This is a genomic window from Nannocystis punicea, from assembly GCF_026965555.1.
GTDB classification, from domain to species: Bacteria; Myxococcota_A; Polyangia; order Nannocystales; family Nannocystaceae; genus Nannocystis; species Nannocystis punicea.
Genome location: NZ_CP114040.1, coordinates 11479829 through 11498887, shown reverse-complemented (window position 1 = coordinate 11498887; position 19059 = coordinate 11479829). Strand labels below are relative to the sequence as shown.

The 19059-nt window shown below is 71.7% G+C and carries 14 protein-coding genes; 6 read left to right on the top strand and 8 right to left on the bottom strand.

Going from position 1 to position 19059, the window contains the following annotated elements; translation table 11 throughout:
* Positions 1 to 49: 49 nt before the first annotated feature.
* Complete coding sequence (locus tag O0S08_RS44110; protein WP_269035524.1) at positions 50 to 970, bottom strand: LysR family transcriptional regulator; 921 nt, start codon at positions 968 to 970, stop codon at positions 50 to 52.
* A 65-nt stretch (positions 971 to 1035) separates the two neighbouring features.
* Between O0S08_RS44110 and O0S08_RS44105 the strand changes: the two genes are divergently transcribed.
* Entirely contained in the window at positions 1036 to 1470 is a 435-nt protein-coding gene (locus tag O0S08_RS44105) for a DoxX family protein (protein ID WP_269035523.1), read from the top strand.
* A 111-nt stretch (positions 1471 to 1581) separates the two neighbouring features.
* Here O0S08_RS44105 and O0S08_RS44100 read toward each other — a convergent pair whose 3' ends face one another.
* Positions 1582 to 3222 carry a 3-(methylthio)propionyl-CoA ligase gene (locus tag O0S08_RS44100; RefSeq protein ID WP_269035522.1) on the bottom strand — a complete coding sequence of 547 codons (1641 nt, stop codon included), beginning with the start codon at positions 3220 to 3222 and terminating at the stop codon, positions 1582 to 1584.
* Between the two features lie 54 nt (positions 3223 to 3276).
* Complete coding sequence (gene mddA, locus O0S08_RS44095; protein ID WP_269035521.1) at positions 3277 to 4005, bottom strand: methanethiol S-methyltransferase; 729 nt, start codon at positions 4003 to 4005, stop codon at positions 3277 to 3279.
* A gap of 79 nt (positions 4006 to 4084) precedes the next feature.
* Between mddA and O0S08_RS44090 the strand changes: the two genes are divergently transcribed.
* Positions 4085 to 5287, top strand: a complete 1203-nt coding sequence (locus O0S08_RS44090; protein WP_269035520.1) for a V4R domain-containing protein — start codon at positions 4085 to 4087, stop codon at positions 5285 to 5287.
* A 95-nt stretch (positions 5288 to 5382) separates the two neighbouring features.
* On the opposite strand, the gene O0S08_RS44085 is transcribed toward O0S08_RS44090, so the two are convergent.
* Positions 5383 to 6246 carry a hypothetical protein gene (locus tag O0S08_RS44085; protein ID WP_269035519.1) on the bottom strand — a complete coding sequence of 288 codons (864 nt, stop codon included), beginning with the start codon at positions 6244 to 6246 and terminating at the stop codon, positions 5383 to 5385.
* Positions 6247 to 6430: 184 nt separating this feature from the next.
* Between O0S08_RS44085 and O0S08_RS44080 the strand changes: the two genes are divergently transcribed.
* The 3 genes from O0S08_RS44080 to O0S08_RS44070 all read left to right on the top strand — a co-directional run bounded on the left by O0S08_RS44080 (position 6431) and on the right by O0S08_RS44070 (position 10100).
* Positions 6431 to 7522 (top strand): STAS domain-containing protein, encoded by a 1092-nt coding sequence (locus O0S08_RS44080; protein WP_269035518.1) that lies wholly within the window; start codon positions 6431 to 6433, stop codon positions 7520 to 7522.
* A gap of 99 nt (positions 7523 to 7621) precedes the next feature.
* Positions 7622 to 8758 carry an STAS domain-containing protein gene (locus tag O0S08_RS44075; RefSeq protein WP_269035517.1) on the top strand — a complete coding sequence of 379 codons (1137 nt, stop codon included), beginning with the start codon at positions 7622 to 7624 and terminating at the stop codon, positions 8756 to 8758.
* 346 nt (positions 8759 to 9104) lie between these two features.
* Positions 9105 to 10100, top strand: coding sequence for a terpene synthase family protein (locus O0S08_RS44070; protein ID WP_269035516.1), 996 nt, complete (start codon positions 9105 to 9107; stop codon positions 10098 to 10100).
* A gap of 247 nt (positions 10101 to 10347) precedes the next feature.
* Here O0S08_RS44070 and O0S08_RS44065 read toward each other — a convergent pair whose 3' ends face one another.
* Complete coding sequence (locus O0S08_RS44065; RefSeq protein ID WP_269035515.1) at positions 10348 to 13491, bottom strand: spermine/spermidine synthase domain-containing protein; 3144 nt, start codon at positions 13489 to 13491, stop codon at positions 10348 to 10350.
* A 115-nt stretch (positions 13492 to 13606) separates the two neighbouring features.
* On the opposite strand from O0S08_RS44065, the gene O0S08_RS44060 reads away from it, so the two are divergent.
* Positions 13607 to 15847 carry a bifunctional salicylyl-CoA 5-hydroxylase/oxidoreductase gene (locus O0S08_RS44060; protein ID WP_269035514.1) on the top strand — a complete coding sequence of 747 codons (2241 nt, stop codon included), beginning with the start codon at positions 13607 to 13609 and terminating at the stop codon, positions 15845 to 15847.
* Between the two features lie 500 nt (positions 15848 to 16347).
* On the opposite strand, the gene O0S08_RS44055 is transcribed toward O0S08_RS44060, so the two are convergent.
* From O0S08_RS44055 to O0S08_RS44045, 3 genes are all read right to left on the bottom strand, one after another.
* Positions 16348 to 17427, bottom strand: coding sequence for a hypothetical protein (locus O0S08_RS44055; protein WP_269035513.1), 1080 nt, complete (start codon positions 17425 to 17427; stop codon positions 16348 to 16350).
* 73 nt (positions 17428 to 17500) lie between these two features.
* Positions 17501 to 18355 carry a hypothetical protein gene (locus tag O0S08_RS44050; protein WP_269035512.1) on the bottom strand — a complete coding sequence of 285 codons (855 nt, stop codon included), beginning with the start codon at positions 18353 to 18355 and terminating at the stop codon, positions 17501 to 17503.
* A gap of 107 nt (positions 18356 to 18462) precedes the next feature.
* Positions 18463 to 18726 carry a hypothetical protein gene (locus tag O0S08_RS44045; protein ID WP_096328304.1) on the bottom strand — a complete coding sequence of 88 codons (264 nt, stop codon included), beginning with the start codon at positions 18724 to 18726 and terminating at the stop codon, positions 18463 to 18465.
* Positions 18727 to 19059 lie beyond the last annotated feature (333 nt).

Sequence of the window (19059 nt, the reverse complement as noted above, 5' to 3'; positions counted from 1 at the left end):
CGGTCGAATTGCGCGCGGCGATCACCCGCCAATCATCGCAGTCGCTGCGTCACGCCGACTTCATGTTGCGGTGCGCGCCGAAGGTCGTCTTGAGCGACTCGGCGAGGAAGTCGCGCAGCAGGGCCACGCGGGTCGGGACGTGGCGGCCGGTGGGCAGGACCAGCGAGAGGTCGGCGTGGGTCCAGCAGTGGTCGGGCAGGACTCGCACGAGGCGCTTGGCGGCCACCGAGCGGGCCGCGAGCATGTGGGGCAGGTAGGCGATGCCGGCCCCGGCCTCGGCGGCGAAGACGACGAAGGACAGGTCGTCGACGTTGATCGCCCCGGCGACCTCGACCTGCTCCTCGCCCTTGGGCCCGCGCAGGGTCCAGGTGCTGCGGCCGCCGCGGGCGCGGAACAGCACGCACTCGTGGTGGACCAGCTCGGCCAGGGTCGCCGGCGGGCCGTGGCGCTTGAGGTACGACGGCGCGGCGTACAGGCCGTCGGCGAAGCTGCCGAGCTTGCGCGCGATCAGGCTCGAGTCTTTGAGGCGAGATGCCCGAAGGGCCAGGTCGAAGCCCTCGCGCACCATGTCGACCAGCCGCGCAGTCAGCACCAGGTCGATCTGGATCTGCGGGTGCTCGCGCACGAACCGCGTCAGCGGCTCGGCCAGGAACTCGCCGAGGTCGACCGGCGCGGTGATGCGCACGGTGCCGCGCGGCTCGTGCCCGAGGTCGGCGGCGGTCAGCGCGGCCTCCTCGAGCGCCGACAGGGCCCCGCGCGCCTTTTGATAGAAGGCGCTGCCGGCGTCCGTGAGGTTCAGGCGTCGCGTGGTACGCTGTAAGAGCCGCACCCCGAGGTCCTCCTCGAGGCGCGCGACGCTGCGGCTGACCGACGACTTGGGCAGGCCCAGCTGCTGGGCGGCGGCGGTGAAGCTCTCCGCCTCGACCACGCGCACGAAGGCGGCCACCTTGACAGGATCGATTGTTGTCATGGGAGCAACGATGAGTTGTGACTATCCCACCTGGTCGGCCCCGCCGCAAGCCCTAAGCTCGCCGCATGTCCCGCTTGCTTCCCACCATCGCGCGCGTCCTCCTCGGCCTCACTTTCCTGGTGTTCGGGCTCAACGGCTTCCTGAACTTCATGCCGACCCCGCCGGTGCCGGCCCGCGCCGGTGAGTTCCTCGGGGCGCTGGCCGCCAGCGGTTACATGTTCCCGCTGATCAAGGGCACGGAGGTGTTCGCCGGCGCGCTGCTGCTGTCGGGCCGCCTGGTGCCGTTCGCGCTGGTCCTCCTCGCGCCGGTGATCGTCCACATCGTCGCCTTCCACCTGGCCCTCGCGCCAGGCGGTTACGGCCTGCTGGCGTTCATCGTCGGCCTCGAGGCGTACCTCGCGTGGGCCTACCGCGACAGCTTCGCCCCGGTGCTGAACCCGAACGCGCGCCCGGTCGCCGGCGAGCACGCCGCGCTGCGGCTGGCCCGGGCCCGCGCGTGAGCGCCCCGCGACCGTGCGTCGCGCGGGCCCCGACGCGCCGCCCGAGGGGGGTACTCGGGCTGATGCCCCCGTCACGGCGCGGCCCGGCCCGCGCGACGCCCGATCGAGGCGTCAGCGCTGCGCGCAGTCTTCGGCGAGCCTGTAGTCCTTGAACCGCTCGCGCAATTGCAGCTTGGAGATCTTGCCGGTGGCGGTGTGCGGCAGGGCGTCGACGAATTCGACGGCGTCCGGCAACCACCACCGGGGCACGCTCTCGGCGATGTGCGCGAGCACGATCTCGGGATCGACCTCGGCCCCGGGCTGCTTGACCAGGACGAGCAGCGGCCGCTCGGCCCAGCGCGGGTGGGCCACGCCGATCACCGCCGCCTCGGCGACGCCCGGCACGCCGACCGCGAGGTTCTCGAGCGCGATCGAGGAGATCCACTCGCCGCCGGACTTGATGACGTCCTTCGAGCGGTCGGTGATCTGCATGTAGCCGGCCGGATCGATGGTGGCGACGTCTCCGGTGCTGAACCAGCCGTCGTGATGCGCGGTCGACTCTGCCTTGTAATAGGCGCTGCACACCCAGGGGCCGCGGATCTGCAGGTCGCCCGCGGCCGCGCCGTCGTGCACCAGCGGCGTGCCGTCGTCGCCGACGATCCGCAGCTCGACCCCGAACACCTGCCGGCCCTGCTTGCGCTGCACCGCGATCTGCTGGTCCTTGGGCCAGGTGCGGATCGCCGGGCTCAGGCCGCAGGCGGTCCCCAGCGGGCTGGTCTCGGTCATGCCCCAGGCGTGCAGGACCTCGACGCCGTAGTCGTCCTGGAAGCTGCGGATCATCGCCTCCGGCGCCGCCGACCCGCCGATGACGACGCGCTTCAAGGCGCTGAAGCGCTTGCCCTGCTGCTTCATGTGCGCGAGCAGGCCCATCCACACTGTCGGCACGCCGGCGCTCATGGTCACGCCCTCGTCCTCGAACAGCGAATAGAGGCTCTCGCCGTCGAGCCGCGGGCCGGGCAGGACCAGGCGCGTGCCGGTCAGCGCGGCCGCGTACGGCAGGCCCCAGGCGTTGACGTGGAACATCGGCACCACCGGCAGCACCGTCTCGCGCTCGCCGAGCCGGAACACGTCGGGCAGGGCGATCCCGAACGAGTGCAGCACCGTCGACCGGTGGCTGTAGAGCACGCCCTTGGGCTCACCGGTGGTGCCGCTGGTGTAGCACAGCGACGAGGCGGTGTCCTCGGCGAACTCGGGCCACTCGAGCGCGCCCGGCTGGGCCGCGAGGATGTCCTCGTAGACATGTACGTTCGGCAATGTCGTTTGGGGCATGTGCTCGCGGTCGGTCATGACGACCACCGCGCGCAGGTTGGGGCAGCGCGGGGCCAGCTTCTCGACCAGCGGCACGAAGGTCAGGTCGGTCAGCAGGACCCCGTCCTCGGCGTGGTTGAGGATGTAGACCAGCTGCTCGGGGAACAGGCGCGGGTTGAGGGTGTGGCACACCGCGCCGACGCCGGACACCGCGAAGTAGGTCTCGACGTGGCGGAAGCCGTTCCACGCCAGGGTGGCGACGCGGTCGCCGGGGCCGACGCCGAGGGCCTGCAGCGCCTCCGCGAGCTGGCGGGCGCGCCGCTCGAGCGCGCGATAGGTGGTGCGATGAATCGGGCCCTCGACGGTGCGCGACACCATGGTCTGGTCGGCGTGCACCCGCGCGGCGTGGCGGATGAGCCCGGAGATCAGCAGAGGTGAGTGCATCATCAAGCCGGTGAGGTGCATGCGAGGCTCCAGGCCGGCGAGTTTGGGCCAACGCGTGCGCGCGGCGCAAGTGGGTCAGCGGCGCGCGAACGGGTTCAGGCGGGGGATCTGGGCCGCGTAGCCGTGGTAGTGCGCCCCGTGCTGGGCGCGGAGGTCGCGCTCCTCGAGCTCGAGCGCGACGAGGACGTAGGCGGTCATCGCCAGCGCGAAGCCGAGGTGGCCGACGCTCATCGTCGGCGCGGCCCAGAAGGCGATCAGAAACCCCAGCATGATCGGGTGACGGACCAGGCGATAGGGACCACGGACGCGGAACTCCGGCTCGTACGCCGGGCCACCGAGCCAGTGGCAGACCGCCTGGCGCAGGCCGAACAGGTGGAAGTGATCGACGGCGAACGTGGACACCAACACGAGCCCCCAACCGAGCGCGGCCACGAATTGCACGAGGCCCGCGAGGACGCCGTCGCCGAGCTGCCAGATCGGCGAGGGCAGCGGCTGCCAGGCCCACATCATCAGCGCGAGCTGCAGCGACGCCAGCAGGACGTACGTCGAGCGCTCGGCGGATTCGTGGATGAACACTGTCCATATGCGCTTGAACCATGGTCTGGCCATCACGCTGTGCTGCAGCGCGAAGCCGGCGACGAGCGCCAGGTCGATCGCCAGCGCGCGCGGCCACGGGCCCACGGGTCCGTCGTCGATCGCCCTGGGCACGCCGACGTCGGCGACGAAGCCGGCGAAGTAGGTGAACACGGCGAGGACGACGATGTAGGCGACGACGCCGTGGACGAGGACGATGAAGCGGCCCATGACGTCATGGTAAGGGTGGGCGCGCGTCGACAGGGGGCGGTGATGGGTCATACGTGGCACAATGCGCCGCGGAGGCCCCATGGTTTCGGAGATCTCTTCTTCGATCGCGGAGCGGCTGGTGCTTCGCTACGACGCGCCGAGCGGTCGGCGGGTGATCGCCGGCAAGGACGTGCTCCTGCACTGCCATCACTACAACGCGCGGCTGCAGCGGACCGTGGAGTCGGCCGACCTCGTCGACGGCAAGCGCCTGCTCGTCGGCGCCGCGGAGTGTGTATTCGCCGAGCACATCGACCTGGCGCTGCGCGCCGGGGACAGCCTCGAGGTGCGCTGGGCCGTGGCCGAGCGCCTCTATTCGCACCTCGGCTTCGGCCGCCTCGACCTGTCGCGCGCCGCCGAGGGCGTCATCGAGGCCTCGGCGTCGCACTTCGTCGAGGGATGGTTCGCCGGGCTCGGGCGGCCCGAGCGGATGGTCTGCAGCTTCGCCGAGGGCTACGTGCAGGGGGCCGCGTACGCGGTCACGGGCGAGCTGGTGTACGTGCGCGAGGTCGAGTGCATGGCCCAGGGCGCGCCGAAGTGTCGCTTCGTGGTCGAGCGCGGGCGGTCGGAGCCGGTCGCGCGCAACGCCAAGCGGCCGCTGGCGTTCCGTCCGCGCGAGCGCGGCGACTGGTTGCGCTCGCCGGCGATCGACGAGCAGGCGATCATCGACGCGCTGGTGGCGATGCCGGTCGAGGGCGGCCCCGACGGCCTGATCCCCGCCTTCGGCGTGTACCTCGCGTGCATGCCGGCCGATTTTTACAATCGCGTGTGTATCGGCTTCCTGGCGGAGATGCGGCGGGTCGGCCGCGGCCCGACGGCCGAGCGACTATTGGCGGCCGAGGCCGAGTATTGCGCGCTCAACACGTATCGCGGGGTGATGAGCTCGCCGGAGTGGGACGGCCTGGTGGCGCCGATGCTGCGCGGGCCCGACGATCCGCTGTTCGCGGCGATGACCTTTTGCAACGCGCTCGGCTTCGGTCGGTGGCACATCGCCGGGCTCGAGCCGGGCCAGTGGATGATCGTCGAGTCGGTCAACGGCTACGAGGCGATCGGCGCCCGCGAGTACCTCGGCGCGACGAGCACGCCGCACTGCAACGGCCACAAGGGCGCCGCCGCCGGGATCTTCGCCCTCATCTACGGCGACGGCCCGCTGAGCGAGCGGTTCGGCACGTTCCACACGGTCGAGGAGACGTGCATCGCCTGCGGCGACCCGGTGTGCCGCTTCCGCGTCGAACGCCTCGGCTGAGGCGGCGGAGCGTCCCTGGATGTTTTTTAAAGACATGTCGAATGGGACATGTCCTTGGGATCATCCGCTCGGAGCGCCTCGTCGAGCCTCGCCGGCTACTTGCGGCGCCGCAGCGCGAGGCCGGCGGCGACCGCCACCAGCAGGCACGCGCCGCCGTACATCAGCGGCGGCGGCGGCCACGGGCCGGCCGAGATCTCCTCGCGAGGTTTCGCGGCCGGGGGCGGCGGAGTCGGTGCCGACGCCGGCGCCGGTGCAATCGGTGCGGGGGCCTCGGCGGCGATCGGGGCGGGTTCGGCCTTCGCCTCCGGGGGCGTCCCGTCGGCGACCGCGGGAGCGGCCGCGACAGGTTCGGGCGGCGGGGCCGGCGGGATGTCCTCCGGCCGGGGGATCCGCGGGCGTTGCCCCTTTTTATTGAAGGCGCGGTCGAGGATTCGTCCGCTGCCGTGGTCGAACCGGACGCGGGTCGGGGTGAGCGTCAGGGCGCCGGCGTCGATGCCGACGCGGTACACGTCCTCGATGCCGTAGAGGTCGACCTCGAAGGGCACCCACCACAGCGCTTCGGCCTTGATCGGCCGCACCAGCACGCGTGGGTCGCTGGGCGGGTCGTTGCTCAGCTGGCGGCGGCCGTTCTCGGCGAGGACGTCGTCGGTGACCGAGTAGGTGTCGCGCGGGAACGCGAACAGGCGCTGGGCGACGCAGCCATCCTCGGAGAAGTCGTTGCGGCCGTCGTCCTCCTGCGAGGACAGCACCGTGTACTTGGCGAAGGTCTCGTCGTTGCGCAGGCAGCCGCCGGGCCACAGCACGAACAGGTACTCCGGGTGCGCGTCGAGGTTCTCGATCGCAATCGTGACCTCGACGGCGCGCTTGCCCTTCGGGTTTAAGAGCACGTCGGCGTGGGCCGGCTGAGGCGGGCCGAGGAGCGCGATCACGAGCCCGATCTGCGGTCGAACGCGAGGCATGTCGAATGTTTTAGTGGATCTGCCGGCCGCGTGGTGGGTCAGCGGCGGAGCCTTCGCACTTTTAGCGGGGGGCGCCGAACGACATGGTCGAAGAGACAGCTCACGAGCAGGGCGCGGCCGCGCGTCGGCGTTTCGCCACGGGGGGTGCGGACAGTCGGCCTCGCGTTGCGATAAACAGGGGTCCGTGAGCGAAGCCAGCAAGTTGGAGGGCGCCCCCCTGATCGTGATCGAGGCCGACGCCGGGCTCGTGGTCACCGCCTGGAACCGCCGCGCCCAGCTGGTCTTCGGGACAGGTGCAGAGGAGGCCGTGGGCCGCGGCCTGGCCGAGGTGCTGCCGCTCGCCGGCGCGAGCTGGGACGCGCTGCTCGCCGGGGACGACGGGGAGCCGCGGGTGCTCGAGGTCCGCCGCGCCGACGCGAGCTGGACGATCGAGGTCTGGTCGCAGGCGCTGCCGGCCGGCGTGCGCCTCTACGCCCACGACGTCGGCGCTCGCGTGGCCGCGCAGGCCCGGGCGGCGCTCGAGGCGACGATGCTGCGGGCGATCAAGGAGAACCTCGACGTCGCGCTGTGGGCGACCGACGAGCGCGGGGTGTTCCTCTACCAGGACGGCAAGGTGATCGTCGACGCCGGCATCGCGCCGCACCAGTTCGTCGGCCTCAGCATGCTCGAGCTGTACAAGGACGTCGGCAACAACCCGCTGATCGAGCGGGCGCTGGCGGGCGAGCCGGCGCGCACGTACGCGGCCGAGAGCCACGGGATGTACCTCGACACGTATTACATCCCGGTGGCCGGCGGGCCGGGCGAGCCGCGGCTGATCGGCGTCACGCTCAACGTCACCGAGGCCAAGCGGGTCGAGAACGAGATGCGCAGCAAGCTCGAGCTGATCGAGCGCCAGCAGGAGGTGATCCGTGTGCTCGCCACGCCGATCATCGAGGTGTGGGACGGCGTGCTGACGATGCCGATCGTCGGGCTCATCGACACCGCCCGCACCGCCGAGATCATGGACAGCCTGCTCGAGGCAGTCACGCAGACGCGGGCCCGCTTCGCGATCCTCGACCTCACCGGCGTCGAGGTCGTCGACACCGGCACCGCGAGCCACCTGATCCGGATGATCCGCGCGATCAAGCTGCTCGGGGCGGAAGGGATCCTCACCGGCATCCACCCGACGATCGCGCAGACCATCGTCGGGCTCGGCGTCGATCTGACCCACGTCGCCGTGTACGCCAAGCTGCGCGACGCCCTCAAACACTGCCTCCGCGCCGCTCGCAAGGCTTGATCGGCGATCTCGCGCCGGCCCGGAGGCCGCGCGAAGACGCACGCAAGGTCCGCACGAGCAGATGCGGACAGCTGTCCGCGGACACGGTACAAAGGATGCGTGGACGAACGGACCTTGCTGCAGGACGCGCCCCTCGTGGTCATCGAAGTCGACCCGGCGCTGCGCGTGTCCAGCTGGAATCGGCGGGCGGAACAGACCTTCAAGACCCCCCAGAGCTCGGCGCTCGGACGCGGGCTCGACGAGCTGTTGCCGCTGCACGGGACAGCGGACAGATGGACGTCGCTGTTCGACGACGGCGCAGAATCGCGCGTATGGGAGCTGCGCGGCGCGACCGGCAAGCCGATGCTGTTCGAGGCGTGGTGGCAGGTCGAGCGCGACGCCGACGGCTCGCCGCGCGGGGCGACGCTCTACGGCCACGACGCGACGGCCCGCATCACGGTCGAGCGCCGCTCGGTGCTCGAGTCGTCGATGCTGCAGGCGATCAAGGAGTACCTCGACATCGCCCTGTGGGCGATCGATCGCAAGGGCACGTTCCTCTACCAGGACGGCAAGGGCGTGCGCACGGCCGGGATGACGTCGCACCATTTCGTGGGCCAGAACATCTTCGACGTCTACGCCGACGACGGCGACCTCACCGGCGTGCGCCGGGCGCTGCAGGGCGAGCCGATCTCGGCGCTGCCGGCCGTGACGCACGGGATGCACTGGCAGACGTGGTACATCCCGATGCAGGAGAACGCCGCCGACGCGGCGGTGGTCGGCATCACGCTCGACGTCACCGAGGCGCGCCGCAGCGAGCTCGAGCTGCGCACCAAGCTCGAGCTGATCGAGCGCCAGCAGGAGGTGATCCGCGAGCTCTCGACGCCGATCATCGAGGTGTGGGACGGCGTGCTGACGCTGCCGATCGTCGGCCTGGTCGACAGCGTCCGTACCGCCGAGATCATGGACAACCTGCTGACGTCGGTGTCGAGGACGCGGGCCCGCTACGCGATCCTCGACCTCACCGGCGTCGAGGTCGTCGACACCGGCACCGCGGGCCACCTCATCGGCATGATCCAGGCGATCCGCCTGCTCGGCGCCGAGGGCATCCTGACGGGCATCCATCCGACCATCGCCCAGACGATCGTCGCCCTCGGCGTCGACCTCGCCCGGGTGGCGGTGTTCGCCAAGCTCCGCGACGCGCTCAAGTACTGCATCGTGCAGATGAGCCAGCGCAAGCCGACAGTGACGGCCAAGTGACAGGCTCGCGACCCCCGATCCGCGCGTCCTCTGTTCATTGACCATGCACCGAAGCAATCCCACGGACGCCGGCGCGCAGCCGGCGTCGACGCGGATCCGCCGCCACGAGCGCGGGCTGCGAGAATTCTCTGCGCTTGACGCGCATCAGGCGACAGGCCCCCGAATTCGGCGACAAATGGCCGAGATCCATTCGGGCGTCCCGCGTCGCTCATGGTGCGCGCCACCCCGCCCCCGGCGCGGCGAGCCATAGCTCGCGTGGTTGCCGGCCCTGCGACCCTCGGACAACAAGACCTGACCCCCCATGACGACCCTCTCGCCCGTATCGGACGCGACGACCACTCTCTTTGTGACCTCTCGACCCGAACCGCTGGCCGCCGGCGTGCGCACGCAGCCGGCCGGTCTTGCGATCGACGACTTCCTGACCCTGGCGCCGCGGCGCGAGAACCCGCGCGCGGACGAGATCGAGGCCCGCGCGCTGGCGCTGGCGCAGGAGCTCGGCCTGGTCCACGCCGGCAACCAGGCCCGCTTCGACGCCTTCAACTCGCTCGGGCGCCACGTCTATCCGTCGGCCACGGTCGAGCGCGGGGTGCTGTGTGCGACGTGGTGCAACTGGCTGTTCTTCTTCGACGACATGCACGACGAGGAGCTGCGCAGCCGCGAGGACCAGAGCCGGGTGCGGCGGCAGATCGACAGCGCGCTGGCGCTGCTGTCGGGCGCGCGCCGGCCGACCGGCGAGGTCGAACCGCTCGATCGCCTGCTGCTCGAGTTCCGCCGCGGGGCGCTCGAGCTGGCCGGCGGGGCCTGGCTCGATCGCCTGTGGTGCGTGACCGCCGATCACATGTCGCTCGGCGTGCTGCCGGCGGTGCGCAACTGGGGCACGTCGCGCACGCCGCCGCTGCGCGAGTACCTGACGCAGCGCGAGCACGACAGCGGGGTGCTCACGGCGCTCGACCTGATCGAGCTGGCTGCCGGGATCGCCGTCCCTCCGGCGGTGCGCGACAGCCCGGTGGTGCTGCGAGCCCGCCGCGCGGCCAGCCGCACCGTCGGCTACTTCAACGACATCGTGTCGTTCCCCAAAGAGGTCCTGCGCCACAAGAACCCCAACAACCTGGTCCACGTGCTGATGTGCGAGCGCGCCTGCTCGCTCGAGGCGGCCCTGCGCGAGGCGACCGAGCTGGTCAACGCCGAGGCCCGCGAGCTGGACGGCTGCGTGCGCGAGGCGGCCGCGGCCCATCCCGAGAGCCCCGCGGTGCAGACGTACCTGCAGGGGCTGCTCGAGTGGCAGCGCGGCAACATCGAGTGGTCGCTGGCCAGCCCGCGCTACGACGCGACGCGGGCGTGAGCCTGTCCCGCAGGACACCTTAAAAAATCACCCGCGCGACTCGGCTGTCTCGAAGGACAGCCAAGCGGTGAGGCGGACGTGCGGCTGGTCCCGGGGTGGCTGTCCCGAGGGACAGCCAAAGGAACCCGGGCGACCGCCCGGAGGACGGCCGGAGTTCGAACGGCCCGGCCGCGGTCGCCGCGTCAGGACGCTTCGATTGGCCTGGAGGTCCGGGGCTCCGCGAGGGCGAAGCGGCTCGGGCTCGTGCTCACGGCAGCGCGACGCCGGGGAACTTGGCGGCCGCCTCGGCGCGCAATTGCTGATAGGCGGCCTGGTCGCCGGCGACCCGGAGGTGCTGGAGGTACGCCTCGTAGACGCGCGGTTCGTCGGGCGTGCGGGCCAGCATGCGCGGGAGCAGCTTCGCGGCCAGCGCCTGGTTCTTGCGGGCGATGGTGTAGAGGGCGCCGCGGGCGGGCGCGAACTCGGGGTCGGCCTCGTAGGCGCGGACGAAGTGCTCGGCTGTCTCCCAGGACATGTTTGAAAGATCTGCCAGATCGCCGCGGGCGATCTCGCCGGCCAGGTAGTGGCGCGCGGCGGCGGTGAACGGCCCGCTGGCGGCCGCGAGGGCCTCGGCGCCGCCGCCGGTGAGCAGGGCGGCCGGGGCCGCGACCGCGCGCCCGAGGATCGCCGCGAGGTTGTGGGCGCCGAGGGTGCGGTCGTCGCGGTAGGCGACGCGGGCGGCCTGGAACGCGATCTCGGGCGCCAGGTCGGTGTTGCGCGGGCCGTCGCCGGACCACTCGGACAGCTCGGCCGGGCCCATGACGTAGGAGGCCAGCAGGTCGCGCGGGTCGACGATGTTCTGCAGCCTGGCGGTGTCCGCTCGCAGGCGATCGACGTCGAGCCGGAGCTGCGCCGCCGACGGATCGGGCACGCGGCCGACGAGGGCGAGCGCGGGGTTCTGGGCGTTGTAGATGCCGAGGAACGCGTACGACTCGGGGAACACGTCGAGGAAGGTGCGGACGATCGTGCGCACGTCGGCCTCGTCGAGCTGGTAGAGCGGCAGCCACTGGCACATCAGGCCGCCGGGGCGCAGGTGGTCCCGGGCCGCGGCGAAGTGCTCGCGGGCGAACAGGCTGCTGGCGCCGGCCTGGCCGGGGTGGAACAGGTCGGCGACCACGAGGTCGTAGCTGCCCGGCGCGGCCGCGAGGTAGCGGCGGGCGTCGGCGGCGTGCAGCGCGACCTCGGGGCGCTTGGCCAGGTCGTGGTTGATGTCGGCGAAGTTGGGCAGGAGCTCGACGATCTCCGGCACCAGCTCGACGCCCTCGGCCGCGGCGTGCGGGACGGCCAGCGCGCCGCCCATGGTCGAGCCGGTACCTAGCCCGAGGTACAGGGCCTTTGGGATAGGTCCTTCGGGACCTGATGCATGGGACAGGAGCGAGCAGACCTGGCCCATGCGCTGCTCGCCGAAGCCGGCGGCGCCGCCCATGCGGAACCGCTTGCCGATCTGCAGCCGGCGCAGCGGGGCGCCGCCGGGGCCGGGGCGCTCGCTGACGGCGACGAGGCCGTGCAGGGTCTGGCGCTCGTCGCGGCGGACCCAGCCGTCGCTGTCGCCGACGAGGACCAGCGAGCGCGGGCCCGCGGCGGTGAGGGCGACGCCGGCCAGGACGCCGCCGATCAGCAGGACCGGCGAGAACCGGCGGAACCACCCGAACACCGCGAACAGGGCCAGGTAGGCGTAGAGCACGGCGTAGAAGGCGTCGGCGTAGCCGAGCCGGGGAATGGCGAGGAGGCCGAACACGAACGGGGCGGCGGCGCAGCCGAGGGCGTTGTAGGCGTAGGTCCGGCCGACGCCGCGGCCGGTGGCTGCCACCAGGCCGATGACGTGGCTGAGCAGGGCGCCGAGCACCAGGGCCGAGGGGCCGAACACGAGGGCCGCGACCGCCAGCTCGGCCAGGCCGGCGCGCGCGAGACCTGCGGCCTCGGGCGCAAGCGCCTGCAGCAGCTCGGGCCCGTGGGCGAGGGCGACTGCCGCCGGGACGACCATCACGCCGAGCAGCCACAACAGCGCCGCGGTCACAGTCCCCGGCCGCCCGGCGACCGCCCGCGCGGCGAGGCGCTGGTAGACGAAGGCGCCGAGGCCGGTGGCGAGCAGGTAGGCGGCGAGGATGTGGGCGAAGGTGTAGATGGTGTTCTCGAGGTGCTGGCCGAGGACCCGTACGCCGACGACCTGGAGGCCGATGCCGGTCAGACCTGTCCCGAAGGACACGAGGTTCAGCAGCCACGGCTCGCGCAGCAGGTCGGGGTCGGGGTCGCGCGAGGCGTCGACCGCCGCCGCGGGGGCGGCGAGATGGGGGGCCCTGGGCGCAGCGGGCGACACGGACATGGTCCCGGGGACAGGCGCGGTCGCGGCGGGCGAGAGGTCGGGCGACGAGAACGTGTCCCCTGGGACAGGCGAGGCCGCGGCGAGCGAGAGGTCGGGCGACGAGAACGTGTCCCCTGGGACAGGCGAGGCCGCGGCGGGCGAGGCGGACAGGTCCGCAGGGACAGGCGATGCGGCGGCGGGCGAGGGGCCGGCGTCCGAGGGGGATATGTCCGCAGGGCCAGGCGATGCGGCGGCGGGCGAGAGGCCGGCGTCCGGGGCGGACATGTCCGCAGGGCCAGGCGATGCGGCGGCGGGCGAGAGGCCGGCGCCCGAGGCGGACATGTCCCCGAGGACAGGAACAGCGCTGGGCGCGAGGGGCGCCCGGGACATGTCCTGGGGGACATGTCCAAAAGTGCCGGCGCCCCAGGCGCGGGCGGCCAGGGCGGCGCCGGCTCCGGCGAGGGCGGCGAGGGCGGCGCCGAGGCCGTAGCCGAGGGCGGGGAACACCAGGTGGATGCTGACGACGGCGGCGAGGGCAGCGCCGACGGTGTTGGCGCCGTAGATCCGCCCCAGGCCGCGGCCGTCCTGGTCCGAAGGACAGGTGCGGCGGCGGGCCTCCACGAGGGCGGCGAGCGAGGCGCCGAGCGGGGCAGCGCCGAGAGCGAGGACGGCGGCGGCGACGGCGGTCGAGGCGGCCAGGGCGGTGACGTCACCGGCCGCGGCGACCGGGCCGAGCCAGGCCGGCAACACGCGGGCGAGCAGCTGCAAGAGGTGCGGCGAGACGATCGCGAAGCCGGCGGCGACCAGCTCGAGCGCGACGAACAGGCGCACGGGGTCGCGGGCCTGGTGGGTGCGATCGTGCAGCAGCGCGGCCCCGAGGGCCAATCCGGCGAAGTAGCCGGCCAGGGCCGCGAGCACGCCGACGGTCTCGCTGCCGAGAGACAGCGCCAACATGCGCGTCCACAGCATCTCGTAGGCGAGGGCCGCCGCGCCCGAGGCGAACGCGGCGACCAGCAGGAGGCCGTCGCGCGGGCCGGTCGTTGCTGACATGCCGCGTGAGCATACACGGCGGCCCCCCATTCGGCGCGAGCCCGAAGACGATCGCTCGCACCACCGCGAGGCTTCTCACTTGGGCGGCCGTCGAGCGGCGGGTTAGCATTGCGCGGTGAAGATCGCGGTCCTCGGCGGCGGCCCTGCTGGCCTGTATTTCAGCGTGCTCATGAAGAAAGCGCGGCCCGACTGCGAGGTCGTGGTCGTCGAGCGCAACCGGCGCAGAGACACGTTCGGCTGGGGCGTGGTGTTCTCCGACGGCACTCTCGGCAACTTCCGCCGCGCCGACCCGGAGACGTACGCGGCGATCACCGAGGCGTTCATTCACTGGGACGATATCGACACCTGTATCAAGGGACAGGTGATTCGTTCCGGCGGCCACGGGTTCTGCGGGATCGCGCGGGTGCGCCTGCTCGAGATCTTGCAAGACCGGGCGCTGGCGCTGGGAGTGCGGATCGAGTTCGAGACGGAGCACGAGGGGCTGAGCTCGCCGGCGGTCGCGGGCGCCGACCTGGTGGTGGCGGCCGACGGGATCAACAGCAAGGTCCGGACGCAGCTGGGCGAGGTGTTCGCGCCGACGATCGCCGAGGGCAAGGCGAAGTACATCTGGCTCGGCACGACCAAGCGGCTGTCGGCGTTCACGTTCTACGTCCGCGAGGACGAGCACGGGCTGTTCGTCGTCCACGCCTACCCGTTCGACCGCGACACCAGCACGTTCATCGTCGAGACCGACGCCGAGACGTGGCGCCGCGCCGGGCTCGACGCGATGAGCACCGACGAGAGCGTGGCCTACTGCGAGCGCCTGTTCGCCGAGGAGCTGGCGGGCCACCGCCTGATGAGCAACAAGTCGAGCTGGCTGTCGTTCCGCGAGGTCAAGTGCGCCCGCTGGTGGTCCGGCAACGTGGTGCTCATCGGCGACGCCGCCCACACCGCCCACTTCTCGATCGGCTCCGGCACCAAGCTGGCGATGGAGGACTCGATCGCCCTGTGCGAGGCGCTGCTCCGCGAGCCGACGGTCCCCGCGGCCCTGGCCGCCTACCACGAGGCCCGCTGGCTCGAGGTCGCCAAGCTGCAGCGCGCCGCCAAGGTCAGCCAGACGTGGTTCGAGGAGGTCCGCCGCTACAAGGACCTGCCGCCGCAGCAGTTCGTCCTCAGCATGATGACCCGCTCCAAGCGGGTGACCTACGAGAACCTGCGCGTCCGCGACCGCGACTACGTCGGCAGCCTCGACCGCTGGTTCGCCGGCGAGAACGGCTGCGAATCGCACGAGCCGGCGCCGCCGCCGATGTTCACGCCGCTGCGCCTGCGCGAGCTGACGCTGCAGAACCGGGTGGTGGTGTCGCCGATGTGCCAGTATTCGGCGGAGGACGGGCTGCCCAACGAATGGCACCTGGTGCACCTGGGCGGCTGCGCCGTCGGCGGCGCGGGCCTGGTGATGACCGAAATGACCGATGTGGCCCCGGAGGGGCGGATCTCCCGCGGCTGCACTGGTCTGTGGTCGGAGGCCCACGCGGCCGCGTGGCGCCGGGTGGTCGACTTCGTGCATTCGCATTCCACGGCGAAGATCGGAGTGCAGCTCGGCCACGCCGGCCGCAAGGGCTCGGCCGCGCACCCGTGGGAGGGCGCAGACAGCGGGCTGGCCGAGGGCTGGGAATTGCTCGGACCGTCGGCCGTGCCCTACGCGCCCGGCTTCGCGGCGCCGAAGCCGATGACGCCGGCGGACATGGCGGCGGTGGTCGAGCAATTCCGGCGCGCGGCCAAGCTGGCCGAAGAGGCAGGTTTCGATCTGGTCGAGGTCCACATGGCCCACGGCTACCTGCTGGCGTCGTTCATCTCGCCGCTGACCAATGTGCGCAGCGACGAGTACGGGGGCTCGCTGCAAAATCGCATGCGCTTCCCGCTGCAGGTGCTCGACGCGGTGCGCGCGGAGGTGCCGGCGCACAAGCCGGTGTCGGTGCGGATCTCCGCGACCGACTGGATCCCCGACGGCCTCGACGAGGAGGACGCAGTCGAGATCGCGCGCCTCCTCAAGGCCCACGGCTGCGACCTGGTCGATGTCTCGGCCGGGCAGACGACGCCGGAGTCGCGGCCGGAGATCTACGGCCGCATGTTCCAGACCCACCTGAGCGACCGGATCCGCCACGAGGCCGGGGTGACGACCATGGCGGTCGGCGCGATCCAGGACTGGGATCAGGTCAACACCATCATCGCCTCGGGCCGCGCCGACCTGTGCGCGCTGGCCCGGCCGCACCTGCTCGACCCGCACTTCACGCTGCGCGCGGCCGCCGAGCAGAACTACCGCGGGCCCGGCGTGACCTGGCCGCCGCAGTACCTGCCGGCCCGCCCGCGCGGCTGACCCGGCGCGGCCGCGTCGATGCGCGTCGCGGCAACCGCCCCCGGCGCGGAATGACGGCGAACAGCGCTCGGCTCGCGGCATGACGTCGCACGGAGCCGCAGCGCTCGGCGGCCCCGACCCGGCCTCCGCGGCGGTCGTCGGGAGCGGCAGAGCCGGCCAGGTCGGGGCTGAGCGGCCCATGTGTCCATAGACATGGTCGATGCGACATGTCCTTTGGTTCTATACCCGGGTGGTCACAGCGCGCCGTCGAGGACCGGCGTGGTTGCTTCGACCCCGCGATCGCCGGGTACGATGCGAGCGACAGAGCCGGCCGCACGGGAGATGTCTCTGGGGCCAGGTTCATCCGACCTGGGAGGTCACGGCGCGCCGTCGAGGACCGCCGGTGTTGCTTCGACCCCGCGATCGCCGGGCGCGATGCGAGCGACAGAGCGCGGTCGTAGGGAGGATGTCCCTGGGGACAGGTTCATGCGGCCTGGCCCGAAGCGCTCTCGCTCACGGATTTACGGCGCGTCGTCGAGGCCGGCGAGGATGTCGGCGTTCGCCGCGAGCTGGGTCTCCGACAGGGCGGCGGCGTAGATCGCCGCGTAATAGAGGGTGCCCTGGAACGAGCGGTCGACGTCGACCCCGCGGTTGCCCAGGGTAAAATGCAGGGGGATGTTGGGGTCGGTGGGGATCGCGATCGCCTCGTTCTGGTTGGGAGGGACGAGCGCGATGTCCGTGCCGTCGGCGACCACCACGCCGTCGATATAGAGGCGGATGCGGTGGATCGGCTCGGGCTGGCCGGTGTCGACGACGACGTGGACGACGGCGCGGCCGAGCCCGTTCCAGTCGACCGGCCACACGCCGGCGAGGACGTCGCCCTTCCAGTAGAACTCGAGGCGATCGATCTTGCTCGAGCGCAGGGTGAAGTGGCCGGGTTCGATGCCGCGGCCGATGTGCGTCAGGCGCGAGCCGAGGTCGGTGACCGCGTCGACCTCGACGACGATCTCGATGGTGGCGGCGGTGCGGTTCTGCAGGCCGGACTGGAGCTTGGTGTCGGCGGCTGCGATCGTGGCCCGGCCGTCGAGCCCCGGCATCGGCCAGCGCAGGCCGCGGTGGCCGGCCTCCTCGACGTACACCGGGTTCATGCCGCCCATGCCGTCGTAGACGAGCGGCAGGTCGAGCGGGTCGGGCGCCGCGTCGAGGGCGTGGGTGGGGCTCTGGCCGCTTGCCGCCTCGTCGAGGAAGTAGCGGACCAACAGGCCGTCGTCGATCAGCAGCGGCGGCGGCGGACCGGTGGTCTCGTCGCCGGTGGTGGTCGAGGTCTCGCCGGTGGTGGACGTCGAGGACGTGGTGGTCGTCGTCGTCGCGTCGGTGGTCGGATCGACGGGCGCGGTGGTGCCTGTCGTCGAGAGGTCGGGCCCGCCGGTGGTGGTGAGCGGCGCGTCGGTGGTGGTGAGCGCGGGCTCGCCGGTGGTCGTGCCGGTGGAGGTCGTGGTTGACGGCGGCTCCCCGACGCTCACGAGGCCGCTGCCGTCGTAGCTGCACGCGAGGAGGAAGAACGCGAGTGCGGCGAGACGGCGGAGGTGCGGACGCGGCATCGGCCCGAGGCTACCGCAGCGGTCTCAGCCGCGAAGCACACGCGCCTGCGCGCTCGGGCGGGGGCGCCAGGCGTCACGGGCTGAAATAGCTGTAGTCGACCTTGTATTCGAGACAGGCGTCGACGGGGGCCTTTTGCAGGCGGACGTAGATCGCCGCGCTCTCGTCGGGGCCGGACACGCAATTGACCTCGTACTGCATGCTGCCGGTGCCGCAGCAGCCATCGCGGCCGTCGGGCGAGTCGGCCATCGAGGTGCCGTTGGGGCAGTCGAAGTCGGTTTCACCGGAGATGTCACAGTCGGCGTACATGCACACCTCGAGCGGGCCGTCGGCGGTGACGACGATCTTGGCGATCGGGTCGTCGTTGCACTGGTTGCCGCTGAAGTCGCCGAAGAAGCGGAACCAGTCGACGTCGGCGTCGCCGTCGAGGACGCCCTCGAAGCTCTTCGGCTGGGCCTTGCAGTGCTGATCGCCGAGGTCGACCGATTCGCCCTCGCTCTCGTTCGGCTCGGTGCCGGTGTCCATGCACATCGGCCCGGTGGTGGTGTCGGGGCCGGTCGAGGTGCTGGTATCGGTGCTGGTGGTGCTGGTCGAGGTGGTGGTGTCGGGACCCGTCGAGGTCGTCGTCGTGTCCGGGTCGGTGGTGCTCGTCGTGGTGGTGGTGCCGGTCGTGGTCGTGGTCGTCGTCGGGTCCTCCGTCGGGTCGACCGGCTGGGTGGTGCTCATCGTCGCGCCGTCGCTGTCGCTGCCCTCCGACTCGACGGTCGTCGGCGCGACGGTCGTCCCGGGGCCCGTCGAGGTGGTCGAGTCGCCGGTCGTGCTGCTGTTCGAGCTCGGCGGCCCCACGCTCACCAGGCCGCTGCCGTCGAAGCTGCAGGCGAAGAGCAGAGTGAACGCGGTCCAGCGGGCGCGAACGAGATAAGGAAGCATCGTCGGAGGGTATCGCAGGCGCGCGCCGGCGAGCCAGCGGGGCGGGCGCGACGAACCCCCTCGGCCGACGCAGGCGCGGCGAGCCGTTCGCAGATCGCCGTATCTCTCTATTTGGAGCCGCAACCCCACTTGCCGCCGCCGCACACGCACGCGAAATCGCCGCCGGTGGTGCGGTAGACGCAAAACTCGGACTCGCCCCGCGGACAGGAGGCGCCCCGCGTCGGCACCGACCGCGGACACGACGACGGACCTTCGATCGCGGTGACCGTCCCGGGCGCCTGTGAACCACCTCCGCCGCCGCTCTTGCAGGCGAATCCGACCAATCCGGCGAGGCACGCGGTGACGGCGAAGACGAGGAAATTGCGGGTCATCGTGACCCCAGCGTCCCCCCGGCAGAGTGCGGTGTCAACGCCATCGCGGCCAGCGCGCACTATCGCGCGCTGCGCTGAGTGAAAATTGCGGTCGTCGCAGGCGCATGTGACTCAGGGTATCCCGGAGGCCCCCAGCGGCCTCAGCGGCGCGGCACCCGTCCCAGCGGCCCCGGCGGCGGGATCGCCAAACGAATTGGGGGCGGCTACCCCCCAGGCGCGCCGAGCTCCGCCTTGCCGAGGTGACGCAGTCGACCATGGTTCCCACGAAACGTCCTTGGGCAGCGCTGTCTGCGCTCTGGCCTCGAGGACATCCATTCAAAGAACCCATCACGG